Raw genomic sequence first — 22,718 nt, forward strand, 5'->3', positions numbered from 1 at the left:
GACTTGCATACGCTGCTAGAAGCGCGGTCACGGTTCGGCAAGGGGGGTGCGGCAAATTGTTGATGCAGCGGATCGATCCCCGCCCCGTGCCGCCCCCGCGCGTGCGGCGGCGCGTGCGACCGGCGGCGCTGGCGATGGCGGCGCGTTGCCTTACCGCGCTGGTCGGCGGCTATGCCGCGGCGGCGGTGCTCGCCTCGCTGGTGGCGCGGTGGCTGCCGGTCGCGCGGGTGGAGGCGACCGTGGCCGGGCTGATCCTGTCGTTCCTCGTCTATCCCGCGATCGGACTATGGTGCTTCGTCGAGCCGCGGCTGGGGCGCGTGGCGGCGCTCGTCTGGGGCATGGCGCTGCCCGGCGCGGCGCTGCTGTGGTGGATCGGAACACGTCCATGAGCGCGACCGCCCTGCCCGTGCGCTCGCTGCGTCAGGCGATGGCCTGGATCCACGGCTGGCTGGGACTGCTCGCCGGCTGGATCCTCTTCGCCATGTTCCTGACCGGCACCGCGAGCTATTTCCGGCCCGAGATCACCCGCTGGATGCAGCCGGAACTGCCCGCGAACCGCACCGCCCCCGCGGAGGCCGCCGCCGCGGCGGTCGCCGCCTTGCAGCGCCAGGGGCACGGCGACGACCTGCAATGGTTCATCTACCTGCCCGACGCCCGCACCGCGATGACCCGCGTGTTCGCCATGCCGAAGCCGAGCGAGGGCGCGCCGCGCCGGCGCAGCCCCGAACTGGAACTCGACCCCGCCACCGGCGCGCCGATCGCCGCGCGCGAGACACGCGGCGGGGAGCAATTCTATCGCTTCCACTTCCAGCTCCAGCTGCCGCACCCCTGGGGCCGCTGGCTCGCCGGGCTGTGCGCGCTGTTCATGCTCACCGCGATCGTCTCCGGCGTCATCACGCACAAGCGCATCTTCGCCGACTTCTTCACGTTGCGCTGGAACAAGGGGCAGCGCAGCTGGCTCGACGCGCATAACGCCAGCGCGGTGCTGGCGCTGCCGTTCCACGCCGTCATCACCTATACGGGACTGATGACGCTGGTCGTGATGTACATGCCGTGGCCGATCGCCACCAATTACGCCAAGCCGATCGACTTCAGCTACGACGCCTATGGCACCGCGCCCGAGCGCGAGGCTTCGGGCCGCCCGGCCGCGCTGGTGCCGATCGCCCCGCTGCTGCGCGATGCGGAACGCCGCCTGCGGGGCGAGCCGTCGCGCGTCGTCATCCGCAACCCCGGCGACGCCGCCGCGACCGTCACCGTCTCGCGCAGCGGGGCGCGGTCGATCGACGCGCGCGCGCCGAGCGTCACCTATGCCGGCGCGACCGGCCGCGTCATCGCCGCCTCGCCGCCCGCCGGGCCGATCGTCTCGACCTTCGGGGTGATGATCGGGCTGCACATGGCGCAGTTCGCCGCTCCCGCGCTGCGGTGGCTGCTGTTCCTGCTCGGCACGACCGGGGCGGCGATGGTCGGCACCGGGCTGCTGCTGTGGACCGCCGCGCGCCGCCGGCCCGGCGCCGCCCCGTTCCGCGGCCTGCGACTGGTCGAGCGGTTGAACATCGCCGCGATCGCGGGGCTGCCGGTCGGCATGGCCGCGTATCTCCTCGCCAATCGTCTGCTCCCCGCCAATCTGGCGGGCCGGGCCGATCTGGAGGTGGCGGCCATGTTCTGGACCTGGGGCGCGGTCGCGGCGGGTCAGTTGCTGCTGTCGCCGGCGCGCGCGTGGCGCGTCGCCTTCGCGCTCGGCGCCATCGCCTTCGCGGCGACGGCGGTGGCGGACCTCGTCCTCATCTCCCGCGCCTGGTCCGGCGATACCCTGTTCATCGCGTTCGACGCGGCGCTCCTGGCGCTGGCGGCGTTGCTGGCGGTCGCGGCGCAGCGCGCCGGACGCCCGCGTGCCGCACCCGCGCGGCGCGCCCGCGCGATTCGCGAGGTGACGCATGCCTGAGGCCATTCTCCCCGCCGCGCTGGCGCTGCTGCTGCTCGCCGCCGCCAGCCATCGCTTCCGCCGCGACTCGGGGGCGACCCGCCGTGGCCAGATCGTGCTGCTGCGCGCCGCCGCCCTGCTGCTGCTCGGCATCGCGTGGTGGATGTGCGGCGCGGGCCTGACCGGCGAGCGACTCGTCCGCTTCATCGTCGCCGTATCGGTCGCCGCGGCGCTCGTCGTGCTGCTCTTGTCGGTCGCCGCGACGCGGCTTCTGGCGCCCCTGCGCCGCCTTCTGGCACCCGCCATCCGTTGACTGGTCGCACGCCGGCGTCGTCTCGCCGCCGGATGGTAAAAACTTTCATAAGCGATGGAGCCAAACCGAAAATTCCGCGTTTCGCGCCGGAAATCGGTAATATCGCATTTTGCACTTGCACGACGAAGTGACCCAATTTGGGCCCGAAGCGATCCGGATCGATCCTTTTCACTCTTAAAATTCCGTTGACCTTCCTGTATTGGTGCAGTGCACAACGAAAGGGGTTACCATGGCATCCGTGGCACCGACAGCGATGGACGATATGCGCGATCGCTCGAGCCATGCCTCGCTGCGATCGGCGTTGCCTTCGTTCCTGTGGGATCAGCGGGTGACCCGCGGGCTGGACGTGATGGTCTCGCTGGTCGCGATCATCTTCTTCGCGCCGCTGATGATCGCCATCGCGCTGTGCACCTATGTCGCCAACCCCGGCCCGATCTTCTTCGCGCAGCCCCGGATCGGCCGCGGCGGTCGCATGTTCCGCTGCCTGAAGTTCCGCACCATGGCCACCGATGCGGAGGCGCGGTTGCAGGAACTGCTGCGCACCGATCCCGCCGCGCGCGCCGAATGGGCGAAGGACCACAAGCTGCGCAACGATCCCCGCATCGTCGGCATCGGCGGTTTCCTGCGCAAGAGCAGCCTGGACGAGCTGCCGCAGCTGTTCAACGTGCTGAAGGGCGAGATGAGCCTGGTCGGCCCGCGCCCCATCGTCGAGGCGGAGGCGCTGCGCTACGGTCGGTACATTCGTCACTATTGCAGCGTGCGTCCGGGGATCACCGGGCTGTGGCAGGTGAGCGGTCGCAACGACACCTCGTACCGCCGCCGCGTCGCGATGGACGTCGCCTATTCGCGCAGCCGCAACGCCGCGATGGATATCCGCATCCTGGCGATCACCGTTCCCAGCGTACTGATGGCCAAGGGCTCCTACTGACCTTCCCGCCCGGTGCGTCATTCGAACGGCCCGATCCCGCGGATCGGGCCGTTTTTCGTCGCCCGCCTCCGCCCGCCCCGCGTCAAATCGGGCAATCGCACGATTGAGCGCGGACCGCGCGCGTGGCTACCGATCGATCCGTCATGGTCGTCTGGGGAAGAAGCGGGCGGATGATGGCCGGGGCGGAGCCAATACAGCTGACGGTGGGTCAGGATGCCGGGAGCGACCGGCTGCGCTTCGTCGCGCGCTTCATCAATGCGCTGGTGCTCGATCGGCTGACCCGCTGGCCGGCGGCGCTCGGCGTGGATGCGGCCGATGCGCTGCTGGTCCAGATGACGCGTGCCCTGTCGCTGCCGGCGCTCCGTACGACCGGCCCGGCGGCGCCCCATCCCATCGCCGTTCCGCTCGCCGCGATGGCGCAGGCGAGCGGGCTGTCGTACGAAACCGCCCGGCGCCGCGCCGCCCGGTTGCGAATCGCGGGCCTGCTCCAGCAGCGCGACGACGGCTTCCTGGTGCCCCCTGCGGTCACGCTCCTGGGCGCGGGCGCGGCGGAGGTGGAGAAGGATCGCACCGCGCTGCTGACGATGCTCGTCACGATGGAGGCGCAGGGACTGCGGATCGCCACCGCGGCGCGCGCCGCGCAGGAGGGCGATCCCGCGCGGGTGTCCCGCCTGGACCTGGATGTCACAACCCGTTGGATCGAGGAGGTGGTGGCCTTCGACGACGGCGTCGTTCCGGCGATGATCCGGCTGGCGATCGCGCACGCCAACACCCGCCACCTGCTCGACGATCCGGCGCTGTCGCTCCGCTACGCGCATCAGCACCGCCCCCTGCCCGACGATGCGCGACGCCCTACCGGGCCACGCGCGATCGCGCGGGATACGCGGCTGCCGTTCGAAACCGTGCGCCGCCACGTCGCCGCCCTGCTGGCCGCGGGGACGCTCTCGCATGCCGGAGGCGGCGTCATCCTTCCCGCGCGCGAACTCATGAGCGAGCGTCACGTCGAGCACCAGCGGCGCCTGATCGCTCCGTTCCGCCGCCTGCTCGACGAGCTTGCCGCCCTCGGCGCCGAGAAAGGCGCCACATCGGGTAGCGACGCCCCGAATTGAGCAACGCCATGGTGTGACGAAAGCCACATCGCCCCTAACCCTCACCAAGTCGCATATTGGATTCGGCCGACTTTCCGGGGAAAGGGACATGCCACGTCACGTGTCCGTCGCCCCGATTCATGCCGGCGGAAAGATGGATGTCAACGCTTCACCATCGCCTGCCATGACGGTAGCCACCTGCCTGTTGGCGCAGCTTCACACATCCTTTCACGCCATTGCGGGACGATTGTTCGCCGGCGACCTGGATCGGGCGACGGTCTTCGCGTTGTTTCTCAACGTCAGGCTGTCGTCGGGCGACACCGATCGCCCCATTTCGATCAACTCCGTCGCCATGTCGCTGGGGCGCCCGTTCGAAACGGTGCGCCGCCACGTCGGCACGTTGATCGCCCAGGGCCTGTGCCGGCGCGACGCGCTGGGGGTGCGGATCGCGTCGGACGTCTGCGCACAGGCGGACCTGATGCAGGCGATGGACCAGATCCACGACATCGTCGTCCGCTATGTCGAGGATGCGGTGCGCGCCGGGCTCGTCACCCGCCCCGCGTCGGGAGCCCCGCGCGCGTTCGACCGCGCCGATGGCGTGCGCACCGCGATCGACATCGTCCTGGCAATGGCCGACCAGCATCGCACGCTGATCCCGATCGCCACCGATCTGGCGCTGGTCTACGGCATCATCGCCGCAACGGCCGACGCAGCGGACGCGCCGCCGGGCGTGGCGCGACCCCGCACGGTGCGCGTGGCGACCCTGGCGCGGCTGTTCTCGATCGCGGAAAGCACCGTCCGCCGCCGGGTGGCGGCCCTGTCGCGCCCCGGCCGTCCGCTGATCCGGACGGCGAACGGCCTGGCGGTCGCACCCGAATGGATGGAGCGGCTCGACGCGGCGGTGCGGCAGGACGGGCGGCACGGGACGCTCGCGCTCGGCATGGGGCGGATCGCCGCCGCCGGCTTCCCGTTCGCGGACCCCGCCTCGGCCTATATCGCCGGTCGTCCGGCGCTGACGTTTCGGTGAGCCCTCATAACGCCCAGCCGATCGTCAAAGTCGTGGTGCGCGGTCGCGCCGAATAGACCTGCCGCTCCCCGAACGCGCTGGAAAAGACGCGTGACGGCGCCAGCGCGTCGGCGACATTGTCCACGCCCAGCCGGATCGACCAGCCGCCCCGCTGGTAGCTGGCGTACAGGTCCAGCAGCATCCGCGCCGGGGTGCGTTCGCGGAACGGATTATCGGCCCCGAAGGCTGAGAAGAAACCGCTGCTGCCGCTGGCCAGCGCGCCCAGCGTGACGCTTGCCCCCGGCCCCGCACGCCACCTCCTGTCCGCACTCGCCACCCAGGTCAGCGCCGGCACCAGCGGCAGCCGGTCGCCCCGCCGCCCGGTCCCCTCCATCGTGTTGGGCATCGCGTCCGCGGCCAGTCGCGCCGACAGCCACGTCGCCGCCACCGCCAGCCGCCACCCCGCCAGCGCGGTGGCCACGCGCCCCTCGACGCCATCGATATCCACCGACGACAGGTTGGTGTTGTAGAGGAACGCGCCATTGGCGCTGCTCGCGACGAAGATCGTGTCGCTCCAGTCGATGTGGAAGGCGCTCGCCTCCACGCTCGACGCCGCGGGCAGCGGCAGCTTCACGCCCAGTTCGTAGTTCCACAGGTGATCGGCGCGGAACACGCGCTCGTCCGGGGTCAGTTCGGGGGTGATGTTGACCCCGCCGGGACGGAATCCCTCCGACGCGATCAGCCGCACCAGCAGCCCGCCGCCGCCACGCCAGTCGAGCGCGGCCTTCAGGTTGCGGCCCGTCGCGGTGGTGCGATAGCGCGCCTCCTCGACCAGCCCGGTGCCGGTGACGATATTGGGCACCGGCACCGATCCGCCCGCCACGCGGACGTAGCGATAGGCGCGCGCGCCGAGCGTCGCGGTGAAGCCGCCCCCCAGCACGCGGCTGCCCTCCGCATAGACCGCCTGCTGGTCGAGCCGCATGTCGAGCAGGCGCTGTCCGGTCAGGTCGAGCGGGAGGATCAGCGCCCCCGTCGCCGCATCGGCGCGCGCGGTGTTGCTGTCGGCACGGTCGGAGCGGCGCTCCGCGAAGGCGCCGACCGTCCAGCGCCACGGACCGTTGCCGTCGTCGGACAAGCGCACCTCCGCGATGCTGCTGCGGAGCGCCATCGGCTGGAAGAGCACCGCCGGCAGCCGCGTCTCCAGCCACGCGCGATAGCTCGCCCGCACCGCGTCGGTACAGCTCGCGCCCAGTCCCGCGGCGACGCCGTAACGGCGACAGGCCGCCTCGCTCCCCCGCTGGCGCGCCAGCACGTTGGTGAAGTCGATCTGACGCACCGTGCGCCAGTCGTAGTGCGACAGCGTCGCGGTCAGCCGCAGCGCGCCCGGCGCCCAGCGCAGCGTGCCGCTGACCAGCCGCAACCGCTCGCTGCTGGGCACGCGCACCGGCAGGTCGGCGCGCCGCGGGCCGTCGTCCAGCACGCCGACGCCGCCGTCCGCGATGCGGTTCTCCTGCACCAGCGCGGACAGGTCGATGCGCAGCCGGTCGTCGGGCGTCCAGGCGAGCGCGACGCGCGCGCTGTCGCGGTCCGCGGTGTCGCCGTCGCGGTAGCCCAGCCGCGCATTGTCGATCGCGCCCCCGATCCGCCGCCGCCCCGCGACCACGCGCAACGCCAGTCGCTCGCGCACCAGCGGCACGTTGACCATCGCCGACAACGCCGCGCCCGGCCCGCCGCCGGTGGTCGCGCCGATCTCGGTGCCGACCTCCGCCGCCCAGCGATCGGCATCGGGCTGGCGGAAGATCGTGCGCAACGTGCCCCCCATCGACGACGCGCCGTACAACGTCCCCTGCGGCCCCTTCAGCAGCTCGACCCGCTCGATATCGATCAGGTCGATGTCGGGCGACATGCCGCCGGGATCGAACCCGGTGCCGGACGGCGCGGTGACGGGAATTTCGCCGAAATAGATTCCGACCGTCCCCTCCCCCGTTCCCAGCACGCCGCGCACCGACAGCCGCTGCTGCATCGGCCCGGTCGTGGTCGCGGTCAGCGCGGGCAGCAGGCGCACGAGCGCGCGGCGCTCGACGGTACGGGTCTGCGCCAGCGTCGCGCCGGACACGACCGCCAGGTCCGGCCCCGCCTCGCTCAGCAGGGTGGGACGGCGCAGCGCGGTGACGACGATGTCGGGGTCGCGCGCGCGCAGGTCGTCCGGCCGCGGCGGGGGCGCGACCACGACCAGCACCCCCGGTCCGACGCGGCGGATCGACAGCCCGCTTCCCTCCAGCACCAACGCCAGCGCGACGTCGAGCGGGGTGCCGCGCGCGACCGGCGGCGCGCGGCGCCGCGCCACGATCGCCGGATCGACCAGGATCTGCTCGTCCGCATCCGCCGCGACGCGGCGCAGGACGACGTCGAGCGGCCCCGCCGGCACGTCGCGCGGCAGCGGCGTGCGCGTCACCGTCTCGGCCCCCGCCGCGCGCGCCGGGACGCAGGGGAGCAGCGCCGCGACCGACAGCGCGATCGCAACCCCCGACAACCCCCCGCACCGCTCGCGGCGCCCCGTCACTCGCCACCCCCCGCCGATCCGGCCGCACGCACGGATATGTCGCCAACGCCGCCCCCCACGGCAATTCCGCGGCCCTTTACCGCAAGATGGCGGTCATATCCGCGAACGCGGCGCTTGACGGAACGGTTACAACATGATCGTTTGCGCTCCACAAGCGTCGGGGGAGGACGCCGGCAAAAAGGGTGAGCATCGCTTGCCCATGACGAGCCGAACGGGGGACGAATCTTGGTGCTGACCGCGCAGCCCCGCTGGGGCTCCACGTCGATCGGACGCGACGCGCGCGCGCGCAAGCGGGGGGAGGAGATCGCCCCGCTGCTGCCCGTGATCCGCCGCTTCCTGGCCAAGCGCGCGGCGCCCGACGATGTCGACGATCTGGTGCAGGACGTGGCGCTGCGCATGCAGACGCGCCGCGCCGAGGGCGAGATCGCCAATCTCCAGGGTTATGTGTTCCAGGTGGCGCAAAGCGTGCTGACCGATCGCGCGCGGCGCGACATCGTGCGCCAGCGCTCGCGCCACGCCCCGCTCGAAGAAACCGATCACCCGGTTGAGGGACGCTCGCCCGAGCGCGTCTTGATGGGCAAGGAACGCTGGTCGCGGCTCGTCGCGGCGGTGGGGGACCTGCCGGATCGCACCCGGCAGGCGTTCGTCCTTCACCGCTTCGAGGAAATGAGCTACGCGGCCATCGCCCGACACATGGGGATTTCGGTAAGCGCGGTGGAAAAGCACATCATGAAGGCCATCCGCATCCTGGCAGCGTCCGCCGACGCATGACGCGCGACCATGGAGAGGATCCAGCCGCGCAGGCCGCGGGCTGGTACGCGCGCCTGCGCGCCGACGACGCGACCGCGGGCGACCGCGCCGCCGCGGATGGCTGGCGCCGCGCCGATCCGGCCCATGGCGCCGCGGCAGCGCAGGTCGATTCGCTCGACACGGCGCTGGGCGGGATCGCCGACGATCCCGCGATGATCGCGCTCAGGGCGCAGGCGCTCGGCGGCGCATCGCCCCGCCCCGCGGTCCAGCGCTGGCCGATCTTCGCGACCGCCGCCGCGCTCGCCGCGGTGATCGGCACGGGCACGATCCTGTCGCACCGCGAACCCGCCGAACCCGCGCACGCGCATTCGAGCGCGGGCGCGACGCATTACGCGACCGCCATCGGCGAGCAGCGGCGCATCCGCCTGCCCGACGGGTCGGTCATGACGCTCGACGCTGCCTCCGCCGTGTCGATCCCGCACCGGGTGAACGACCGCCGCGTCGACCTGCTCGCCGGCCGCGCCGCCTTTGCGGTGGAAAAGGACCGCGTGCATCCCTTCATCGTCGCGACCGACGGCAATACCGTAACCGCGGTGGGCACGCATTTCACCGTGGAGCGCGGCCCCGACGGCACGATGACGGTCGCGCTGACGGAGGGCGTCGTCCGCGTCGCCACCCCGCGGGGTACGCGCGTCATGGCGGCGGGACAGGTACTGACCACCACCCCGCGCTCGGTCGCGGTGGTGGAGGGTCGCGCCGCCGACACCGCCGGCTGGCAGGACGGTCGCCTCACCTTCGCCGCCACCCCGCTGGCGCAGGTCGCCGCCGCGCTCCAGCGCTACGACGCGCGTCGCATCGTCATCCGTGACGCAGGGCTGGCGGCGCATCCGTTCAGCGGCTCGCTGCGCACCGCGGGCGGCACCGATGCGCTGGTCGCCGCGCTGGAGGCCTATGGCACCGCCCGCGCCACGCGGCCCGATGCGACGACGATCGTGCTGACGCCACGCTGACGTACCTTGGCCCCTCCCTTCAAGGGAGGGGTTGGGGTGGGTGGCGGCCGGGCGGTACGGCCGCCGCCATGCTCGTGGGCGCCGTATCGTCACGCCGCCATCCACTCCGCCCCCCAGAGAGGGAGGGGAGAGGCGATGCCTGCCCCTCACCTCACCGGAAATTGTCGGCGTAGCTCTGCAGCTTCAGCGTCTTCGCCGGCGCCGGGATCACCGTATAGGCCAGCCCCTCGCGCTCGGCATAGGCGATCGCCGCCTCGCACGTCGGGAACGACAGCCTGATCTGGTCGCGCGTGTCGCCGCTGCCCGCCCAGCCGGTCAGCGGATCGGGGCGCTTGGCCTCGCCCGGCTCGAATTCCAGCTGCCACCGATCGGTGCGGTGCTTGCCGGACTGCATGGCGTTCTTGGGGCGCTGGAAGATGCGGGCGGTGGACATGTCGGCTCCTGTACGTTCCACGCATGGGACACGCAACGGTTCCCTGCTCGTGCGCCGTCCTTCTTGCGGGGCGCGAGCGGCCCCCTATATCGCGCAGCATCGACACGGTTGCGCCGCCGAAACGGGACGCAGCCCGTCATCTTTTCTGGATACGCAGGGGCTAGGTTAGGCACTCATGGCAAAAGTTATCGGTATTGATCTCGGCACCACCAATTCGTGCGTCGCGGTGATGGAGGGCGGAAAGGCCAAGGTCATCGAGAATGCGGAGGGCGCGCGCACCACGCCGTCGATCGTCGCCTTCGCGAAGGATGGCGAGCGACTGATCGGTCAGCCGGCCAAGCGCCAGGCGGTGACCAACGGCGACAATACCATCTTCGCGGTCAAGCGCCTCATCGGCCGCCGCTTCGACGACCCGGTGACCAAGAAGGACACCGAGCTGGTCCCCTACAAGATCGTGCGCGGCCAGAACGGCGACGCATGGGTCGCGGCCGGCGGCAAGGAATACAGCCCGTCGCAGATTTCGGCCTTCACGCTCCAGAAGATGAAGGAAACCGCCGAGAGCCATCTGGGCGAGACGGTGACGCAGGCGGTCATCACCGTGCCGGCGTACTTCAACGACGCGCAGCGCCAGGCGACCAAGGACGCCGGGCAGATCGCGGGGCTGGAGGTGCTGCGCATCATCAACGAGCCGACCGCGGCGGCGCTGGCCTACGGCCTCGACAAGCAGGACGGCAAGACGATCGCGGTCTACGACCTGGGCGGCGGCACCTTCGACGTCTCGATCCTGGAGATCGGCGACGGCGTGTTCGAGGTGAAGGCGACCAACGGCGACACCTTCCTGGGCGGCGAGGATTTCGACAACAAGATCGTCGACTATCTGGCGCAGGGCTTTCAGAAGGATGAGGGCATCGACCTCACCAAGGACAAGCTGGCGCTCCAGCGGCTGAAGGAAGCCGCCGAGAAGGCGAAGATCGAGCTGTCGTCGGCGCAGTCGACCGAGGTCAACCTGCCCTTCATCACCGCCGATCAGAACGGCCCGAAGCATCTCGTCCGCACGATCACCCGCGCCGATCTGGAGCGGCTGGTCGAGGACCTCGTCAAGCGGACGCTGGAACCCTGCAAGAAGGCGCTGGCCGATGCCGGGCTGAAGGCGGACGACATCGCCGACGTCGTGCTGGTGGGCGGCATGACCCGCATGCCGCGCGTGCGCGAGGTGGTGAAGCAGTTCTTCGGCAAGGATCCGCACACCGGCGTGAACCCGGACGAGGTCGTCGCGATGGGCGCCGCGATCCAGGCCGGCGTGCTGCAGGGCGACGTGAAGGACGTGCTGCTGCTCGACGTGACCCCGCTGTCGCTGGGTATCGAGACGCTGGGCGGCGTGTTCACGCGCATGATCGATCGCAACACGACGATCCCGACGAAGAAGTCGCAGACCTATTCGACCGCGGACGACAACCAGGGCGCCGTCACCATCCGCGTGTTCCAGGGCGAGCGCGAGATGGCGGCCGACAACAAGATGCTGGGCCAGTTCGATCTGGTCGGCATCCCGCCCGCGCCGCGCGGCGTGCCGCAGATCGAGGTGACGTTCGACATCGACGCCAACGGCATCGTCAACGTGTCGGCCAAGGACAAGGGCACCGGCAAGGAGCAGCAGATCCGCATCCAGGCATCGGGCGGCCTGTCCGATTCCGACATCGAACAGATGGTGCGCGACGCGGAAAGCTTCGCCGAGGAAGACAAGAAGCGCCGGGCCGCGGCGGAGGCGAAGAACAACGCCGAGAGCCTGATCCACACCACCGAGCGCCAGCTGGCCGACAACGGCGACAAGGTGGACGACGCGCTGAAGGGCGAGATCCAGTCCGCGATCGACGCCGCGAAGGCGGCGGTCGAGGGCGGCGATCCCGAGGCGATGAACGAGAAGAGCCAGGCGCTGGCGCAGGTCGCGATGAAGCTGGGCCAGGCGATCTACGACAAGCAGCAGCAGTCGGAAGCCGCGCCGCAGGCGGGTGCGACCGAGGCCGAGGCCAAGAAGGACGACGTGGTCGACGCGGAGTTCTCCGAGGTCGACGACCAGAAGTGACCGTAAGCCCCCTCTCCCCTTCGAGGGGAGAGGGTCGGGGTGAGGCGCGGAGAGGAAAGGTAGCGATGCAACGTCCACCAGCGCTCGTGGCCGCACCTGCCCCCTTCTTTCCGTCATCCCCGCGCAGGCGGGGATCCAGACGCACTGACGCTGCGGCTCTTTTCCTCACGTCAGCCTGTCTGGATTCCCGCCTGCGCGGGAATGACGTTGCCATGATCCGGGTCGCGCATACCCCCCGATCCGACGCCGAGGCCGCATGACCGAAGTCGACTATTACGAGCTGCTCGAATGCGAGCGCACCGCGGACGCCGCGACGATCAAATCGTCATACCGCAAGCTCGCGATGAAATATCACCCCGACAAGAATGCCGGGTGCAAGGAGTCCGAGGCCAAGTTCAAGGCGGTCAGCGAGGCCTATGACTGCCTGAAGGATCCGCAGAAGCGTGCCGCCTACGACCGCTTCGGCCATGCCGCGTTCCGGCAGGGCATGGGCGGCGGCGGCGGACACGGCGCGCAGGATTTCTCCGGCTTCTCCGACATCTTCGAAAGCGTGTTCGGCGAGTTCATGGGCGGGCGCGGCGGCGGCGGCGGGCGCCAGGTCCGCCGCGGCGCCGATCTGCGCTACGACATGGAGATCACGCTCGAGGAAGCGTTCCACGGCAAGGAGACGGAGATCACCGTCGACATCTCCGCCGCCTGCGACAGCTGCCACGGCTCGGGGTCGAAGCCGGGGACCCACGCGCACACCTGCCATCACTGCCAGGGCCAGGGGAAGGTCCGCGCGCAACAGGGCTTCTTCGTCGTCGAGCGCGCGTGTCCGGTCTGCCACGGCTCGGGCGAGGTCATCACCGACCCCTGCCCCGATTGTCGCGGCGAGGGGCGCGTCGAGAAGACCAGGACGCTCGCGGTCAACGTGCCCGCCGGCGTCGACGAGGGGACGCGCGTGCGCCTGACCGGCGAGGGCGAGGCGGGCGCGCGCGGCGCTCCGCCGGGCGACCTCTACATCTTCCTCCACGTGAAGCGGCACGCGATCTTCGAGCGCGAGGGAACGACGCTGTTCGCGCGCGCGCCGATCAGCTTCACCACCGCCGCGCTCGGCGGCACGATGTCCATCCCCGGGCTCGACGGCCGCCGTCACGAGGTGAAGATCCCCGCCGGCATCCAGTCGGGCCGCCAGCTCAAGCAGCGCGGCGCCGGCATGCCGGTGTTGCAGGGCCGCGGCCACGGCGACCTGGTCATCCAGGTCGATGTGGAGACGCCCAGCAAACTTACCGCCCGCCAGCGCGAACTTCTGGAGATGTTCCGCGAGACCGAGACAGGTGAGGAATGCCCGCAATCGCAGGGCTTCTTCTCGCGGCTGAAAAGTGCTCTGGCCGGCGAATGAACCAACATCGCCAACATCGGTGCGGCCTGATCGCGGTCGTGGGCGCGCCGAACGCGGGGAAATCCACCCTCGTCAACGCGCTCGTCGGCCAGAAGGTCGCGATCGTCAGCCCCAAGGCGCAGACCACCCGTACCCGCCTGATGGGCGTCGCGATCCGTGACGAGACGCAGCTGCTGCTGGTCGACACCCCCGGCATCTTCGAGCCCCGCCGCCGCCTCGACCGCGCCATGGTTGCCGCGGCCTGGGGCGGGGCGGAGGGTGCGGACGTCATCGCGCTGGTGGTCGACGCCAAGGGCGGGCTGGGACCGAAGGTGACGGAGATCGCGGAAGGGCTGAAGGACCGCCGCGAGCCGATCTACCTGATCCTCAACAAGGTGGACATCGCCGACAAGCCGAAGCTGCTGCTCCACGCCGAGCGGTTGAACGCGATCCTGTCGTTCAGGGAGACGTTCTTCGTCTCGGCACAGACCGGCGACGGCCTGTCCGAGCTGAAGGATGCGCTGGCCGACGCCATGCCCGAGGCGCCGTGGCATTTCCCCGAGGATCAGGTGTCCGACGCCAGCGAGCGCGCGCTTGCCGCCGAGGTGACGCGCGAGCAGCTCTACCTCCAGCTCCATGCCGAGCTTCCCTACGCCAGCGTGGTGGAGACCGAGAAATTCGCCGACCGCGGCGACGGCTCGACCGAGATCCACCAGCAGATCCTGGTCGAACGCCCCACCCAGCGCGCGATCGTGCTCGGCAAGGGCGGCGCGCGCATCCGCGAGATCGGCGCCCGCGCGCGCGCGGAGCTGGCCGTGCTGCTCGACCGCCCCGTCCACCTCTACCTGCACGTCAAGGTGAAGCCCGGCTGGGACGAGGACCGCGGCGTCTACCGCGATATCGGGCTCGACTGGGTGGAGTGACGAACGAGGCAGATCGTAACAAGCAACAGATCGTTACGCATCCGCGTTCTCCCCTCGTCATGACGCTCGCCGCGCGGCTCCGCGCCTTCCTTTCCGAAGAGACATGGGATTTCGCGCCCCATGAACGCCCGGCCATGCCCGGATCGCCCGGCTCCCCGGAGCATCCGGCGCGGCGCCGCATCGCCTATGGCGCGGTGGCGACGCTGCTGGGGCTGACCGGCGGGCTGGGCAATGCGCTGGTGGCGGCCAACACCACGACGCTGGCGGGGTCGCTCGGGCTCGACCCGGCGGAGATCGCGTGGCTGCCGACCGTCTATGTGATGACGAACGTCAGCATCAACCTGCTGCTCATCAAGTTCCGCCAGCAATTCGGGCTGCGCCCCTTCGCGGTCATCTTCATCGCGCTGTACGCGGTGCTCACGCTCGCGCATTTGTTCGTCCACGACTTCGCCTCCGCCATCCTGGTGCGTGCGGCCAGCGGCATGGCGGGCGCCGCGCTCAGCACCTTCTCGCTCTATTACTTCATGCAGGCCTTTCCCGCACCGTGGCGGCTGCGCGCGATCGTGGTCGGGATCGGGGTGCCGCAATGCGCCACGCCGCTGGCGCGCCTGTTCTCCCCCGAACTGCTGGCGATGAGCCAGTGGCGCACGCTCTATCTCTTCGAACTGGGGCTGGCGCTGATGAGCCTGGGCGCGGTGCTGGCCTTCCGCCTGCCACCGACGACGCGGCAGAAGGCATTCGAACGGCTCGACTTCGTGACCTTCGTCCTCTTCGCGATGGCCGCCGCGCTGTTTGCCGCAGTGCTGGGGCTGGGACGGATCGTGTGGTGGACGCAGGCGACATGGATCGGCTGGGCGCTGGTCGCCGCGATCCCGCTCCTCGCCGCCGCGCTCGTGATCGAGCACCACCGCGCCAACCCGCTGCTCAACACCCGCTGGCTGGCGAGCGCCGACATCGTCCGCTTCACGGTCGTCACCATCATGGCGCGGATCGTCCTGTCGGAGCAGAGCTATGGCGCGGTCGGGCTGCTGACGGTGCTGGGGCAGAACAACGACCAGCTGATGCCGTTCTTCACCATCATCCTGATCGCCAGCATCGCCGGCGTGGTGGCCAGCGCGGTGACGCTCGACGTCAACCGGCTGGCGCACCCCGTCATGCTCGCGATCGGGCTGGTCGCGGTCGCCGCCTGGGCGGATTCGCACGCCACCAGCCTGACGCGCGCGCCGCAGCTCTACCTGACGCAGGCGACAATCGCGTTCTGTGCGACCTTCTTCCTCGGCCCGTCCCTGCTGTTCGGGATGACGCGCGCGCTCCAGCAGGGGACCGGGCACGTCATCAGCTTCATCGCGCTGTTCGGCATGATCAATTCGCTCGGCGGCCTGGCCGGCACCGCGATGCTTGGCACCTATCAGGTGGTGCGCGAGAAAGCGAACAGCGCCGCGCTGGTGCAGCAGATCGACCCCACCGACCCGCTCGTCCAGGCCCGGCTACAGGCCGGGGCCGGCGGGGTGGCGCGGGTGGTGGGTGATCCGGCGCTGCGCAGCGCGGAGGGCGGCGCCCTGCTGTCGCAGACCGCTACACGGGAGGCGAACGTGCTGGCCTATGACGACGTCTTCCGCCTGATCGCGGTGTTGGCCGCGCTGACCTTCCTCTACCTCCTCTTCCTCCTTGCGCGCCGCCAGTGGCGCGAACGCCGGGCGATCGCCGCATGACCGATACTTCCATCTCCGCCGCTCCCGCTACCGAGGAACGCGAGGCCGAAGCCGCCCCCGCCCCGACGGCACCGGCGCCGGCACCGGCGGGCTCCGGTTGGCGGCCACCCGCGCTGTCGGCGCGCAGCCTTGCGCTGGTCGCGGTGCTGGTGCTGGCCGGGATCGCCGCGGTGCTGGCGGCTTGGCGGATCTGGCCCTTCGACAGCGCAGTCCAGTCGACCGACAACGCCTATGTCCGCGGGCGCACGACGGTCATCGCGCCGCAGGTGTCGGGCTATGTCATCCGCGTGCTGGTCCACGACTTCGATCGGGTCGCCGCCGGCCAGCCGCTGGTGGAGATCGACCGGCGCATCTATGCGCAACGCGTCGACCAGGCGCAGGCGCAGGTGGAGGCCGCCGCCGCCACGCTCGCCAACAGCCGCCAGTCCGCCGCCAGTCGCAACGCCAGCTTCGGTGCGCAGGAGGCCGCGGTCGCCAATGCGCAGGCGCAGCTGATGCGCGCGCAGGCCGATATGAACCGCGTCAACGACCTCGTCACCGATGGCTCGGTGTCGCTGCGCGAGCGCGACCAGACGCTCGCTGCGCTGCGTCAGGCGCAGGCGCAGGTGAAGCAGGCCGCCGCCGCCCGGGAGATCGCGCGGCAGGACATCCGCACGGTGGAGGTCGGCCGCGGCGGGCAGCAGGCGGGCGTGTCGGGCGCGCAGGCCGCGCTGCGGCTGGCGCGGATCGACCTCGCCAATACCGTCATCCGCGCACCCGAAGCCGGGCGGCTGAGCGAGGTGGGCGTCCGCGTCGGGCAATATGTCACCGCGGGTTCGCAGCTGATGTTCCTGGTGCCGCCCGAAACCTGGGTCATCGCCAATTTCAAGGAGGCGCAGACCGCCCGGATCGCGGTGGGGCAACCCGCCACCTTCACCGTCGACGGACTGGCCAACGCACGACTGACCGGACGCGTCGAGCGCATCTCGCCTGCCGCGGGCAGCGAGTTCGCGGTGCTGAAGTCCGACAACGCGACGGGCAATTTCACGAAGGTGCCGCAGCGGATCGCGGTCCGGATCCGCATCGATCCCGGCCAGCCGCTCGCCGCGCGGTTGCGCCCCGGCATGTCGGTGCAGGCGCATGTCGACACCGCCACGGCGGTGGCGCGGTGAGGCGGCGTTCGCTGCTGCTGGCGCCGGTGATGCTGGCGGGATGCACCCTGCCCGGCCCCCGCGCCGCCGCGCCGCCCGCCGCCGCGGTCGTGCCCCCCGCCGGCGTGGCGTACCGCGCTGCCGGGCGACGCCGCGATAGCGGGCGAATGGTGGCAGGGATTCGACGATCCGCAGCTGACCGCGCTGGTCGAGCGCGCGCTGGCCAACAACGTCGACATCGACATCGCGGTGGCACGGGTGGAGGAAGCGCGCGCCGCAGAGGCGCTGGCGCGGGCGCAGCTGCTCCCGACGATCGGTGGCACCGTGCCGGAAACGCAGGGTCAGTCGCTGAGCGCGCTGGGCCGGGCGACGCAGTCGGCGGCGGTCCAGCCCAACGTCACCGCCAGCTTCGACCTCGATTTGTTCGGGCGGCTGCGGCAGGCGACGCGGGCGGCGCGCGCGCGCAGCTGCTGGCGACCGAGGCGGCGCGCGATACGGTGCGCCTCGCCACCGCGGCGGCGGCGGCATCGGGCTATGTCACGCTCCGCGCGCTCGACCAGCGGCTGGCGATCGCGCGGCAGACGCTGGCGGCGCGGGCCGATTCGCTGAGGATCGCCCGGCGGCGGTTCGAGACCGGCTATACCTCGCGGCTGGAATATCGGCAGGCGCAGGGCGAATATGCCGCGACCGCTCAGCTCGTCCCCGCCGCCGAACTGGCGATCACCCGGGCGGAGAACGCGCTGGCGGTCCTGACCGGCGACACGCCGCGGGCGATCGCACGGGGCCCGCGCACTGAAGGCGATCGCCACGCCGCCGATCCCGGGCGGGCTGCCCGCGGACCTGCTGCGCCGCCGTCCCGACATCTTTCAGGCCGAGCAGACGCTGGTCGCGGCCGACCGCACGCTCGACAGTCAGCGCGCCGCGATGCTGCCCAATATCGCGCTCACCGGGTCTGCGGGCGTGGTGCTGTCGACCGCGCTGTCGCAGCCGGTCGCGCTGTTCTCGCTGGGGGCGAGCATTCTGGCGCCGATCTTCGACGGCGGACGACTGCGGGCGCAGGAGCGGGCGGCGACCGCGCGGCGCGACCAGGCGGCCTTCGCCTATCGCCGTACCGCGCTGACGGCGTTTCGCGAGGTCGACGATGCGCTGGGCCGGGGTGCGGCGCACCGGGGAGCAGGCCAGCGCGCTCGGGGATCAGGCGGCGGCGGCGCGGGGCGCACTCCAGAATGCGTCCAACCGCTACCGCGCGGGTTATTCGGGCTATATCGAACAGCTGGATGCGCAACGGAACCTGCTGACCGCGGAACTGTCGCTGGTGCAGGCGCAGGCGGATCGTCTGACCAGCTATATCGCGCTGTATCAGGCGATGGGCGGCGGCTGGTCGCGGGCGGACGTGGCGGCGGTCGCACGACCGTAGAGCGTGATCCAAGTCGATCGCTTGCCTCGATGGCGGCGGTGGGCGACACTCCCGAGCAGGGAGAGGTCATCCATGATCGAGTTCTTCTTCGACTGTTCGTCGCCGTGGACGTGGCTGGGCTTCGAGAGCATCCAGCCGCTGGGCGCCGATCTGGGCGTCGGGATCACGTGGCGGCCGATCCTGGTCGGCGGCGTGTTCAATACGGTCAACCGATCGGTCTATGCGCAGCGCGCCGATCCGGTGCCGGCCAAGGCGCGCTACATGGCGAAGGACCTGCGCGACTGGGCGCGACTTCAGGGGCTGGAGATCCGCTTTCCGCCGAGCGTCTTCCCGGTCAACAGCGTGAAGGCGATGCGCGCGTGCTGCTGGCTGGGGCAGGACTGCGTCCCCTTTGCGCGCGCCGCATTCCGGGCCTATTGGACCGACGACCGCGACCTGTCGGACGACGCGGTGCTGCGCGGCGTCGCGGCGGAGGTGGGGGTCGATGGCGACGCGATGGTCGCGGCGATCGGCGACGAAGCGGTCAAGGCGCAGCTACGCACCAACACCGACGAGCTGATCGCGCGGGGCGGGTTCGGGTCGCCGACGATCTTCGTCGGCGGCGACGACATGTATTTCGGCAACGATCGCATGCCGCTGGTGCGCGCCGCGGTGGAAGCGCGGTTATAACCTTGTTATAAACCAATGCAACCGACTATGTTGGGGCTATGGAAACTGCGCTGCGAAAGATGGGAAACTCGGTCGGGATGATCGTACCGAAGGCTATCCTGCAAGAGCTCGGCGCTACGGTAGGAACGCCTCTGGACGTTCGCGTTGATGCCGGTCGCGTGATCGTCACCCCGTTACGCAAAGCGCGCAGCGGCTGGGCCGAGGATGCTGCCTGCCTCGCGAGCCACGAGATCACCGTCGAAGAGAAAGAGTGGCTCGACGTTGCCGTGGAAGGTGATTGCGAGCTCGACTGGTGAAGCGCGGCGAGGTGTGGCTGTGCACGCTCGATCCGACCATCGGGCGTGAGATCCAGAAGACGCGCCCCCTGCGTCATCGTCTCGCCGGATGAGTTGAACGGCCGCGCGCCGACCATGATCGTCGCTCCGCTCACCAGTGGCAGTCACCCCGCCCGCTTCCGGATGCCGGTCTCCTTTCGCGGCAAGGATGGACTTGTTCTTCCCGATCAGATCAGGACGCTGGACCGTCGACGACTGGTCAAGCGGCTGGGGGCGCTTGATGGCCCAACGCTCTCGGGAGTGCTGGGCATTCTCACGGAAATGTTTACGATCTGATCGAACCGCACCGCGGTAGCGACCGGGCGCTCAGGTACACCTTCTACCCCGCCGCCGATGGACGGCGGGGCGCGTGGCTCAATACACCCGCTTCTTCGGCTTGATGTATTCCGCGTCGTCGGTGAGCGTATAGTCGTGGACCGGGCGATAATCGATCGCGACCGCGCCGCCCTTGCCGCCCCAGCCATCGAAGGTGCTGGTGGTGTGCTTCATCCAGTTGGCGTCGTCGCGCTCGGGGAAATCCTCGTGCATGTGCGCGCCGCGGCTTTCCTTGCGGTTGTCGGCGCTCTTCATCGTCACGACCGCCTGGCCGATCAGATTGTCGAGCTCCAGCGTCTCGACCAGATCGGTGTTCCAGATCAGCGAGCGGTCGGTGAGGCCGATGTCCTGCATCCCGCGGTTGATGCCCTCGATCTTCTGCACGCCCTCCGCCAGCAGCGCGGTGTCGCGGAACACGGCGCAGTGCTTCTGCATCGTCTTCTGCATCTCGGCGCGCAGCTGCGCGGTGGGCGTCGCCCCCTTGGCATGGCGGAAGTGATCGAGCCGGCCGAGCGCCATCTCCTCCGAGCCCTTGGGCAGCGGGTTGTGCGAGGTGTTCGGCTTCAGCGTCTCCCTGAGGCGCAGGCCGGTGGCGCGGCCGAAGACGACGAGGTCGATCAGCGAATTGGAGCCGAGACGGTTGGCGCCGTGGACCGAGACGCACGCCGCCTCGCCCACCGCGAACAGGCCGGGGCACGATCGCATCGGGGTTGCCGTCGCGCGGATTCACGACCTCGCCGTGATAGTTACACGGGATGCCGCCCATGTTGTAGTGGACGGTGGGCGTGACGGGGAGCGGCTGGCGCGTCAGGTCGACGCCCGCGAAGATCTTCCCCGTCTCGGTGATGCCCGGCAGCCGCTCGTGCAGCACCTTGGGATCGATATGGTCGAGGTGGAGGAAGATGTGGTCCTTGTCCTTGCCGACGCCGCGGCCCTCGCGCATCTCCATCGCCATCGAGCGCGCGACGACGTCGCGGCTGGCGAGGTCCTTTGCAGACGGAGCGTAGCGCTCCATGAAGCGCTCGCCCTCGGAGTTGGTGAGGTAGCCGCCCTCGCCGCGCGCACCCTCGGTGATGAGGACGCCCGCGCCGTAGATGCCGGTCGGGTGGAACTGGACGAACTCCATGTCCTGGAGCGGCAGCCCGGCGCGCAGCGCCATGCCATTGCCGTCGCCGGTGCAGGTATGCGCCGAGGTCGCCGACTGGTACACGCGCCCGCCGCCGCCGGTGGCGAGGACCACCGCGTGGCTGCGGAAGCGGTGGATCGAGCCGTCCTCCATGCACAGCGCGATCACGCCGCGGCAGGCCCCATTCTCCATGATGAGGTCGAGCGCGAAATATTCGACGTAGAAATCGGCGTCGTACTTCAGCGACTGCTGGTACAAAGCGTGAAGCATGGCGTGGCCGGTGCGGTCCGCCGCGGCGCAGGTGCGCTGCACGGGAGGCCCCTCGCCCATGTTCTGCATGTGGCCGCCGAACGGGCGCTGGTAGATGGTGCCATTGTCGTTGCGGCTGAACGGCACGCCGGCGTGCTCCAGCTCGTACACCGCGGCCGGCGCCTCGCGCACCATATATTCGATCGCGTCCTGGTCGCCGAGCCAGTCGGAGCCCTTGACGGTGTCGAACATGTGCCACGACCAGTGATCGGGCGAGTTGTTGCCGAGCGACGCGGCGATGCCGCCCTGCGCCGCGACGGTGTGCGAGCGGGTCGGGAACACCTTGGTGATGCAGGCGGTCTTCAGCCCGCTCTCCGCGATGCCCATCGTGGCGCGCAGCCCCGATCCGCCCGCGCCGACCACGACCGCGTCATAGGTATGATCGATGATCTTATACGCATCAGACATCAGGCGGCGGCTCCGAAGGCGACCTTGAGGATCGAGAAGATGGCGATGGCGGCGGTCGCGACGGTGAAGACGTTCAGCAGGATCATCATCACGAAGCGATTTTCTTGTGCGAATAATCCTCGATCACGACCTGCAGCCCGAGGCGGAAGTGGTAGAAGACCGAGGCGATCAGCAGCACCATCGGCACCGCCGCCCCACATCGAATGCAGCCACAGCCGCACCGTGACGTAATCATAGGACGGCAGCGTCGCGATCGACGCCAGCAGCCACGCCATCAGCAGCAGGTTGGTGCCCGCGGTCAGCTTCTGATGCCACCAGTGGTGCGCCCCGGCGTGCGCGCTGCCCAGCCCGCGGACCCGGCCGATCTCGGTGCTCATCACTTGATCCCCAGATAGAGCCAGAAGGCAACCGTCAGCAGCGCCGAGGCGACGAAGGTCAGCATGGCGAAGGTGCGATTGGCCTTCAGCTCGAACGCCGCGCCGGTGTCCATCACCAAGTGGCGGATCCCGCTCATCATATGCTGGAACAGCGACCAGGTGAGCCCGACGCCGACGATCCAGCCCAGCACGTTGAGCCGGCCGGTCGAGGTCGTGAACACGTCGAGGAAGGTGGCATAGGCATCCGCCCCCGATGCGATCGCCGCCAGCCACCAGACGAGCAGGACCGTGCCCACGGTCGCCATGCCGTCGCCGGTCACGCGATGCATGATCGACGCGGTCATCGCCGGGCTCCAGCGATAGTGGATCGCGAGCGGGCCGCTGAACAGGTGCGGGCTGCGCGGGCGGTCGGGTCTGGTGGCCAAGCGCTGGTTCCTTGAAGAGCTACGGGTCGGTCGAACGGTTTGGCGCGGTCTATGCGGCGTGGCGCGCACGGATGCAAGCACCCGGCTTACCCCGCCGCCGCGTCGCGATGAACGCCG

General features: G+C 70.2%; 21 protein-coding genes and 5 pseudogenes. 21 read left to right on the plus strand and 5 right to left on the minus strand.

Annotation, left to right across the window (positions count from 1 at the left end; genetic code table 11):
• Positions 1-62 precede the first annotated feature (62 nt).
• From PGN14_RS00005 to PGN14_RS00030, 6 genes are all read left to right on the plus strand, one after another.
• Positions 63-389, plus strand: a complete 327-nt coding sequence (locus tag PGN14_RS00005; protein ID WP_335297336.1) for a hypothetical protein — start codon at positions 63-65, stop codon at positions 387-389.
• Positions 386-1,942, plus strand: coding sequence for a PepSY-associated TM helix domain-containing protein (locus PGN14_RS00010; RefSeq protein WP_335297337.1), 1,557 nt, complete (start codon positions 386-388; stop codon positions 1,940-1,942). The genes PGN14_RS00005 and PGN14_RS00010 overlap by 4 nt, the downstream gene beginning before the upstream one ends.
• Positions 1,935-2,234 carry a hypothetical protein gene (locus PGN14_RS00015; RefSeq protein WP_335297338.1) on the plus strand — a complete coding sequence of 100 codons (300 nt, stop codon included), beginning with the start codon at positions 1,935-1,937 and terminating at the stop codon, positions 2,232-2,234. Before PGN14_RS00010 ends, PGN14_RS00015 begins: the two co-directional genes overlap by 8 nt.
• 229 nt (positions 2,235-2,463) lie before the next feature.
• Complete coding sequence (locus PGN14_RS00020; RefSeq protein WP_335297340.1) at positions 2,464-3,162, plus strand: sugar transferase; 699 nt, start codon at positions 2,464-2,466, stop codon at positions 3,160-3,162.
• Between the two features lie 170 nt (positions 3,163-3,332).
• Positions 3,333-4,271, plus strand: a complete 939-nt coding sequence (locus tag PGN14_RS00025) for a hypothetical protein (RefSeq protein WP_335297343.1) — start codon at positions 3,333-3,335, stop codon at positions 4,269-4,271.
• Positions 4,272-4,434: 163 nt separating this feature from the next.
• A complete protein-coding gene (locus PGN14_RS00030) occupies positions 4,435-5,277 on the plus strand; it encodes a hypothetical protein (RefSeq protein WP_335297346.1) in 843 nt (280 codons plus the stop codon).
• A 4-nt stretch (positions 5,278-5,281) separates the two neighbouring features.
• Here PGN14_RS00030 and PGN14_RS00035 read toward each other — a convergent pair whose 3' ends face one another.
• On the minus strand, positions 5,282-7,819 hold the full coding sequence (locus PGN14_RS00035; protein ID WP_335297348.1) for a TonB-dependent receptor: 2,538 nt from the start codon (positions 7,817-7,819) through the stop codon (positions 5,282-5,284).
• A 228-nt stretch (positions 7,820-8,047) separates the two neighbouring features.
• On the opposite strand from PGN14_RS00035, the gene PGN14_RS00040 reads away from it, so the two are divergent.
• Entirely contained in the window at positions 8,048-8,590 is a 543-nt protein-coding gene (locus PGN14_RS00040) for an RNA polymerase sigma factor (protein ID WP_335297367.1), read from the plus strand.
• Entirely contained in the window at positions 8,587-9,579 is a 993-nt protein-coding gene (locus tag PGN14_RS00045; RefSeq protein ID WP_335297349.1) for a FecR family protein, read from the plus strand. Before PGN14_RS00040 ends, PGN14_RS00045 begins: the two co-directional genes overlap by 4 nt.
• 151 nt (positions 9,580-9,730) lie before the next feature.
• Here the strand turns inward: PGN14_RS00045 and PGN14_RS00050 are convergent, their stop codons facing one another.
• Positions 9,731-10,012, minus strand: coding sequence for an ETC complex I subunit (locus tag PGN14_RS00050; RefSeq protein ID WP_335297350.1), 282 nt, complete (start codon positions 10,010-10,012; stop codon positions 9,731-9,733).
• A 175-nt stretch (positions 10,013-10,187) separates the two neighbouring features.
• Here PGN14_RS00050 and dnaK point away from each other — a divergent pair, with 175 nt between their 5' ends.
• From dnaK to PGN14_RS00115, 13 genes and pseudogenes are all read left to right on the plus strand, one after another.
• Positions 10,188-12,092: a molecular chaperone DnaK gene (gene dnaK, locus PGN14_RS00055; protein WP_335297351.1), complete on the plus strand. Its 1,905-nt coding sequence runs from the start codon at positions 10,188-10,190 to the stop codon at positions 12,090-12,092.
• 256 nt (positions 12,093-12,348) lie between these two features.
• A complete protein-coding gene (gene dnaJ, locus PGN14_RS00060; RefSeq protein WP_335297353.1) occupies positions 12,349-13,476 on the plus strand; it encodes a molecular chaperone DnaJ in 1,128 nt (375 codons plus the stop codon).
• Complete coding sequence (era, locus tag PGN14_RS00065) at positions 13,473-14,378, plus strand: GTPase Era (RefSeq protein WP_335297355.1); 906 nt, start codon at positions 13,473-13,475, stop codon at positions 14,376-14,378. The genes dnaJ and era overlap by 4 nt, the downstream gene beginning before the upstream one ends.
• Before the next feature lie 134 nt (positions 14,379-14,512).
• Positions 14,513-16,090, plus strand: a complete 1,578-nt coding sequence (locus tag PGN14_RS00070; RefSeq protein WP_335297357.1) for an MFS transporter — start codon at positions 14,513-14,515, stop codon at positions 16,088-16,090.
• On the plus strand, positions 16,087-17,241 hold the full coding sequence (locus PGN14_RS00075; protein ID WP_335297359.1) for an HlyD family secretion protein: 1,155 nt from the start codon (positions 16,087-16,089) through the stop codon (positions 17,239-17,241). The genes PGN14_RS00070 and PGN14_RS00075 overlap by 4 nt, the downstream gene beginning before the upstream one ends.
• A 237-nt stretch (positions 17,242-17,478) precedes the next feature.
• Positions 17,479-17,613, plus strand: a pseudogene (locus PGN14_RS00080) (efflux transporter outer membrane subunit); the annotation flags it as partial.
• Between the two features lie 104 nt (positions 17,614-17,717).
• A pseudogene (locus PGN14_RS00085) lies at positions 17,718-17,918 on the plus strand (TolC family protein); the annotation flags it as partial.
• 184 nt (positions 17,919-18,102) lie between these two features.
• Positions 18,103-18,306 (plus strand): annotated as a pseudogene (locus PGN14_RS00090) (efflux transporter outer membrane subunit); the annotation flags it as partial.
• Between the two features lie 55 nt (positions 18,307-18,361).
• Positions 18,362-18,637 (plus strand): TolC family protein, encoded by a 276-nt coding sequence (locus PGN14_RS00095; protein WP_335297361.1) that lies wholly within the window; start codon positions 18,362-18,364, stop codon positions 18,635-18,637.
• 72 nt (positions 18,638-18,709) lie between these two features.
• On the plus strand, positions 18,710-19,306 hold the full coding sequence (locus tag PGN14_RS00100; protein ID WP_335297362.1) for a 2-hydroxychromene-2-carboxylate isomerase: 597 nt from the start codon (positions 18,710-18,712) through the stop codon (positions 19,304-19,306).
• Between the two features lie 38 nt (positions 19,307-19,344).
• Positions 19,345-19,602, plus strand: coding sequence for an AbrB/MazE/SpoVT family DNA-binding domain-containing protein (locus PGN14_RS00105; protein WP_335297363.1), 258 nt, complete (start codon positions 19,345-19,347; stop codon positions 19,600-19,602).
• An 11-nt stretch (positions 19,603-19,613) separates the two neighbouring features.
• The gene (locus PGN14_RS00110) at positions 19,614-19,694 is read left to right on the plus strand and encodes a hypothetical protein (RefSeq protein ID WP_335297369.1); all 81 of its coding nucleotides are present in this window, start codon (positions 19,614-19,616) and stop codon (positions 19,692-19,694) included.
• Between the two features lie 22 nt (positions 19,695-19,716).
• Positions 19,717-19,917, plus strand: a complete 201-nt coding sequence (locus PGN14_RS00115; protein WP_443019418.1) for a type II toxin-antitoxin system PemK/MazF family toxin — start codon at positions 19,717-19,719, stop codon at positions 19,915-19,917.
• A 78-nt stretch (positions 19,918-19,995) separates the two neighbouring features.
• On the opposite strand, the pseudogene sdhA reads toward PGN14_RS00115, so the two are convergent.
• The 3 genes and pseudogenes from sdhA to sdhC form a co-directional block, all read right to left on the minus strand.
• Positions 19,996-21,799: pseudogene (gene sdhA / locus PGN14_RS00120) on the minus strand (succinate dehydrogenase flavoprotein subunit).
• Positions 21,799-22,176, minus strand: a pseudogene (gene sdhD, locus PGN14_RS00125) (succinate dehydrogenase, hydrophobic membrane anchor protein). The pseudogenes sdhA and sdhD overlap by 1 nt, the downstream one beginning before the upstream one ends.
• Positions 22,176-22,601, minus strand: a complete 426-nt coding sequence (sdhC, locus tag PGN14_RS00130) for a succinate dehydrogenase, cytochrome b556 subunit (protein ID WP_335297366.1) — start codon at positions 22,599-22,601, stop codon at positions 22,176-22,178. The pseudogene sdhD and the gene sdhC overlap by 1 nt, the downstream one beginning before the upstream one ends.
• Between the last annotated feature and the right edge of the window lie 117 nt (positions 22,602-22,718).

Source organism: Sphingomonas adhaesiva, from assembly GCF_036946305.1.
Classification (GTDB): domain Bacteria; phylum Pseudomonadota; class Alphaproteobacteria; order Sphingomonadales; family Sphingomonadaceae; genus Sphingomonas; species Sphingomonas adhaesiva_B.

Bases quoted from the DNA above. Each gene is read 5' to 3' on its own strand.
- PGN14_RS00075 (WP_335297359.1), top strand. From the start codon at position 16,087: ATGACCGATACTTCCATCTCCGCCGCTCCCGCTACCGAGGAACGCGAG.
- PGN14_RS00020 (WP_335297340.1), top strand. From the start codon at position 2,464: ATGGCATCCGTGGCACCGACAGCGATGGACGATATGCGCGATCGCTCG.
- PGN14_RS00095 (WP_335297361.1), top strand. From the start codon at position 18,362: ATGCGCTGGGCCGGGGTGCGGCGCACCGGGGAGCAGGCCAGCGCGCTC.
- PGN14_RS00105 (WP_335297363.1), top strand. From the start codon at position 19,345: ATGGAAACTGCGCTGCGAAAGATGGGAAACTCGGTCGGGATGATCGTA.
- PGN14_RS00015 (WP_335297338.1), top strand. From the start codon at position 1,935: ATGCCTGAGGCCATTCTCCCCGCCGCGCTGGCGCTGCTGCTGCTCGCC.
- PGN14_RS00005 (WP_335297336.1), top strand. From the start codon at position 63: ATGCAGCGGATCGATCCCCGCCCCGTGCCGCCCCCGCGCGTGCGGCGG.
- PGN14_RS00045 (WP_335297349.1), top strand. From the start codon at position 8,587: ATGACGCGCGACCATGGAGAGGATCCAGCCGCGCAGGCCGCGGGCTGG.
- PGN14_RS00030 (WP_335297346.1), top strand. From the start codon at position 4,435: ATGACGGTAGCCACCTGCCTGTTGGCGCAGCTTCACACATCCTTTCAC.
- PGN14_RS00050 (WP_335297350.1), bottom strand. From the start codon at position 10,012: ATGTCCACCGCCCGCATCTTCCAGCGCCCCAAGAACGCCATGCAGTCC.
- PGN14_RS00025 (WP_335297343.1), top strand. From the start codon at position 3,333: ATGATGGCCGGGGCGGAGCCAATACAGCTGACGGTGGGTCAGGATGCC.
- PGN14_RS00070 (WP_335297357.1), top strand. From the start codon at position 14,513: ATGCCCGGATCGCCCGGCTCCCCGGAGCATCCGGCGCGGCGCCGCATC.
- era (WP_335297355.1), top strand. From the start codon at position 13,473: ATGAACCAACATCGCCAACATCGGTGCGGCCTGATCGCGGTCGTGGGC.
- dnaK (WP_335297351.1), top strand. From the start codon at position 10,188: ATGGCAAAAGTTATCGGTATTGATCTCGGCACCACCAATTCGTGCGTC.
- PGN14_RS00115 (WP_443019418.1), top strand. From the start codon at position 19,717: ATGATCGTCGCTCCGCTCACCAGTGGCAGTCACCCCGCCCGCTTCCGG.
- dnaJ (WP_335297353.1), top strand. From the start codon at position 12,349: ATGACCGAAGTCGACTATTACGAGCTGCTCGAATGCGAGCGCACCGCG.
- PGN14_RS00010 (WP_335297337.1), top strand. From the start codon at position 386: ATGAGCGCGACCGCCCTGCCCGTGCGCTCGCTGCGTCAGGCGATGGCC.
- PGN14_RS00100 (WP_335297362.1), top strand. From the start codon at position 18,710: ATGATCGAGTTCTTCTTCGACTGTTCGTCGCCGTGGACGTGGCTGGGC.